6 protein-coding genes are annotated in these 3,956 nt (G+C 29.3%); all 6 read left to right on the top strand.

Translation table 11 applies throughout. The features are described 5' to 3' along the window. The first annotated feature begins 59 nt into the window (after positions 1–59). The 6 genes from TD29_RS03690 (at position 60) to TD29_RS03665 (ending at position 3,812) form a co-directional block, all read left to right on the top strand. The gene (locus TD29_RS03690) at positions 60–1,559 is read left to right on the top strand and encodes a GIY-YIG nuclease family protein (RefSeq protein ID WP_040278993.1); all 1,500 of its coding nucleotides are present in this window, start codon (positions 60–62) and stop codon (positions 1,557–1,559) included. Between the two features lie 160 nt (positions 1,560–1,719). Further along, on the top strand, positions 1,720–1,980 hold the full coding sequence (locus TD29_RS03685; protein ID WP_040278992.1) for a hypothetical protein: 261 nt from the start codon (positions 1,720–1,722) through the stop codon (positions 1,978–1,980). Then, positions 1,977–2,357, top strand: a complete 381-nt coding sequence (locus tag TD29_RS03680) for a hypothetical protein (protein ID WP_040278990.1) — start codon at positions 1,977–1,979, stop codon at positions 2,355–2,357. Before TD29_RS03685 ends, TD29_RS03680 begins: the two co-directional genes overlap by 4 nt. 163 nt (positions 2,358–2,520) lie before the next feature. Continuing rightward, the gene (locus TD29_RS03675) at positions 2,521–3,039 is read left to right on the top strand and encodes a hypothetical protein (protein ID WP_040278989.1); all 519 of its coding nucleotides are present in this window, start codon (positions 2,521–2,523) and stop codon (positions 3,037–3,039) included. Between the two features lie 222 nt (positions 3,040–3,261). Continuing rightward, a complete protein-coding gene (locus TD29_RS03670; RefSeq protein ID WP_040278988.1) occupies positions 3,262–3,495 on the top strand; it encodes a hypothetical protein in 234 nt (77 codons plus the stop codon). After that, positions 3,495–3,812 (top strand): type II toxin-antitoxin system RelE/ParE family toxin, encoded by a 318-nt coding sequence (locus tag TD29_RS03665; RefSeq protein WP_052466966.1) that lies wholly within the window; start codon positions 3,495–3,497, stop codon positions 3,810–3,812. Before TD29_RS03670 ends, TD29_RS03665 begins: the two co-directional genes overlap by 1 nt. Positions 3,813–3,956 lie beyond the last annotated feature (144 nt).

The raw sequence follows: 3,956 nt of genomic DNA, 5'->3' as shown, positions 1-3,956 counted from the left end.
CATACATAAAACCGTTGTGTTTAATTTTGAAACAAAATCCGAACTAACCAAGAAACAAAATGAATTTTTTAAACAAATTTTTTAAATCGGAGAAAAAAACGGATGAACAGGTAACAGAAACAGAACCTAAAAAAACGACCGAATCAGAATTAGGAGAATTCAACCTTCTCGACTATCCCGAAAAAGACAGAGAAAAATCCTTTTATTTCTATGAATATAATAAACCAGATGGAGAATGGATTAATTTGGGCGAACCAATATGTAAAATTCGTATTGGAGATAGTACTGGGATTGGAAAATTTTACGGAGCATCAATTAAAGCTACAAAATCAGGTGTTTTAGAATGGACACTTAATAGAGATGAACTTTTAAAAAACGATAAAATATTATTCAAAATTCACAAATCAGGAGTTTATAAAAATGAAAATTCTATTGAAAATTTTGAATTTAAATCATATTTCTCAGAGAGTAAATTATCTTCATTCAATAAATGGTTAGTTGCTGATGGCAGTTTAGTTAAGGAAAATCAAGACGTTTATCAATTTTCAGATTCATTAATTGGAAATGCCCAATTAGTGATGTTAGGAGCTAAAGTGAATAACAATACAACTATACATAAATCTGAAAAAAGCGGCTACATTGATTTATATTTTAAAAAAGCTTTACATATACCAAATAAGGAATTAATGTATGTAATAAAAAAAGACGATAATGATAGAATAAACAGAAAATTCATTAATGAACCAAATATCATAATTGATGAATTCTCTAATTCAACTATAATCAAATGGAATAAAGTCAGTTCAAAATTTGCAAATAGTAAAGGTATTAAAACAAAATCGGATGACTTATCAACGGATTTTATCTTCAGTTTCAATTATATAGACAATAATGACCAAATTGTATTTTACTTTGACTCAAAACAGATAAAGCCTAAACAATTTGACAAAGTAAGTTTTCTCTTCGAAAATGGAGAACAAATAGTTTTTGAATTAGCAAATAATCCAATTTCTGTAAAGAAAACTTTAGAATACAAAGGAATAATTACTCTAACGGAACTTGAATTGTTTTCCAAATCAAATTTTAAAAAATGGAAAATCTCTTTAGTCAATGATAAAAGAGAAATTCTAGGTGGAGAAACCAGCGATGAAAACTTATATCCAAACAAAAATAATATTCAAATTGTTATTAAGAAATTCGTCAATGAATACATTGAATTAGTAAAAAAGACAATACCTAAATATCAACCAACTGAACTAAAACAAAAAGAACCAATTAAAGAAACTTTAACTGATTTTTGTTTTGTTTATTTAATGCACGATACAAGTAATAATTACTACAAAATTGGAATATCTAACAATCCCGAATATAGAGAAAGCACATTACAAAGTGAAAAACCTACAATAGAAATGATTGCTTCTAAAAAGTTTCCAATTAGGAAAATTGCAGATAGTATCGAAAAAGCCTTACATAATACATATTCCGAAAAAAGATTGAGAGGAGAATGGTTTGAGTTAAACACAAAAGATGTTGAGGATATTAAAGAAACATTGAAATAAAAAACTAAACACAACACCGTGTATAATTAATTGCTTGTTTTAAGCCTGCTTACGAACATTCCTTCGGAATATTCTATCTGTGATTTATTTGCTAACTTAGTTGCTTAAATCACGCAACTAACCATACACAATCACGTTGTAGCCAATTTGAGAAAAACATTTGAACCAAGAATTAAAAAATACCGAAAAACGGAAAACTGAACCTCTGACGAATAAGGAATGGTTCACTTTCTTTATAATTCCTGTGAATCCTAACTCTCGTTTAAACTCAAAAAGTGCAAACCAAATTGAATACGAACGATTTGAAAGGTTTGGATTTAAAAAGAAAATGAAACAAGCAGATACTGCTCGAATTGCAGGAGTTTTATTCTACTTTTTTATAATTTTAATTGCAATTATTATTTATTACATAAAATTATGAGTTGGTCAATAGTTTTATTTAACTCAAACGAAAAAATTCCATGTGACTTGGATTTCGATGAGAATATTCTCGAACCGATTTTATTTAGTGACATTCTGGAAAGGTCATTTTCGGAAATTAAATCTGACAAAAATCATAGAGAAATAAAAGGTTCTAATTTTTCGATTGACTTTTTTGTGGATAACGAACCAACAGGAACAAAAATGCTGAATTTATATGGAGAAAACGGACTTTTTGAACTGATTGAATTAGCAAAAAAATATAAATGGCAAGTTTATGACACGAGCCTAAATGAATTTATAGATATAGAAAATCCAAAAAATAACGGATTTGAAAATCACAAAAAATACGTTGAACAAATAATAAATCGGAAATAAAAACTGGCTACAACACCGTGTATAATTCATTGCTAGTGCTAGCTTGCTTGGAAATTCCTTCGGAATTTCCTCTGGTAAGTTTTCTTTTGTTAATTTAGTTGCTGAAACACTAACGAAATCATACACAAACACGTTGTGCGTAAGTCAAAAAACTGAACTCTGAATGAAAAATAGATTTCTGAAAATAATAAAGCGGATTTTAATATCTATTTTGATTCTCTTTGTCGTTGTGTTTATATCAAACGAAATTATTTACAGAACTTCAATTCCTGAAAACTTTGCGGAATCAAATTGGAACGGAAAATGGAATAGTTCTGAATATGCTCTCGTTAGTGGAAAAGTACTGACAACGATTCCTGATAATAATAATGCGGAATTTAAAAGTGAAACGCTTATTTACTATAATCTTTGGAGTCTTTATAAACCTGGTCAAAATAAGATAGTGGAATTGACAGGTAACTTTTCGGAATCGGATATTAATGGAAATAACATTGGACAAAAAAGACGACCGAATGAAAATGCTGAATCCAATCGGAGGTTTTTTAAAGCTAAAATGTCAATTGGAAATGGACAATTTATAGAATATGATGGAATAAAAAAAGATGACGGAACAGAAATTAGTGGCGATTATGATTCTAGCTTTCCAAAGGACAAAGGAAAATTTGAACTGAATAAAAAATAAAACCTACGCACAACACCGTGTATAATTAATTGCTTGTTTTAAGCCTGCTTACGAACATTCCTTCGGAATATTCTATCTGTGATTTATTTGCTAACTTAGTTGCTTAAATCACGCAACTAACCATACACAAACACGTTGGCAACAAGCTGTGAAATTCGTCAATTCAAGAAAATTAGAGGATTAAATTGATAATTTTGTATCTTTGATAAAAAGCTGAATAAAATGAATATAGAAGCTCGAAAAATAGAATTTGTAAAAGAATTTTTAAAACTTCAAAGTGAAGAGGCTATTTCACGTCTTGAAAATATCTTGAGAAAAGAAAAAAACACTTCAGACGAGCGAATATTCGAACCTATGACTCAAGATGAACTGAACAAAAGAATTGATAAATCGGAATCTGACTTTCGAAACAATCGATTTAAAAGCAGTTCTGAACTCTTAGCCAAGTACGAATAATGACGTTGAAAATTATTTGGTCTGAATTTGCTGAAACTCAACTTGACGAAATTTATGAGTATTACAAAAAGAAAGCAAGCCCTCAAACTGCTAAAAAACTTCTAAAAGGAATTATCAACGAACCTAAAAAGTTGATAAAAACACCATTAATTGGACAGGAAGAAGAATTACTAAAACAAAGGGAAATTCATTATAGATATTTAATATTCAAAAACTATAAACTGATTTATTCTGTGGATATGGAAAATGGATTTATAAAAATTGCTGACGTTTTTGATACTCGACAAAATCCACCAAAGATAAAACGAACGAAATAAAAGCCAGTTGCCAACAACGTGTATAATTCATTGCTAGTTATAGCCTACTTACGAAAGTCCTCGCGGACTTTCTATCTGTGATTTATTTGCTAACTTTAGTGCTTAAACACGCAACGAAATCATACACAAAACCGTTGGCTCTAA

Source organism: Psychroserpens damuponensis (assembly GCF_000826655.1).
Lineage (GTDB): Bacteria > Bacteroidota > Bacteroidia > Flavobacteriales > Flavobacteriaceae > Psychroserpens > Psychroserpens damuponensis.
The sequence above is the reverse complement of the archived record's forward strand: the minus strand, read 5'-3'. Positions and strand labels throughout refer to the sequence as shown.

Bases quoted from the DNA above. Each gene is read 5' to 3' on its own strand.
- TD29_RS03675 (WP_040278989.1), top strand. From the start codon at position 2,521: ATGAAAAATAGATTTCTGAAAATAATAAAGCGGATTTTAATATCTATT.
- TD29_RS03690 (WP_040278993.1), top strand. From the start codon at position 60: ATGAATTTTTTAAACAAATTTTTTAAATCGGAGAAAAAAACGGATGAA.
- TD29_RS03680 (WP_040278990.1), top strand. From the start codon at position 1,977: ATGAGTTGGTCAATAGTTTTATTTAACTCAAACGAAAAAATTCCATGT.
- TD29_RS03670 (WP_040278988.1), top strand. From the start codon at position 3,262: ATGAATATAGAAGCTCGAAAAATAGAATTTGTAAAAGAATTTTTAAAA.
- TD29_RS03665 (WP_052466966.1), top strand. From the start codon at position 3,495: ATGACGTTGAAAATTATTTGGTCTGAATTTGCTGAAACTCAACTTGAC.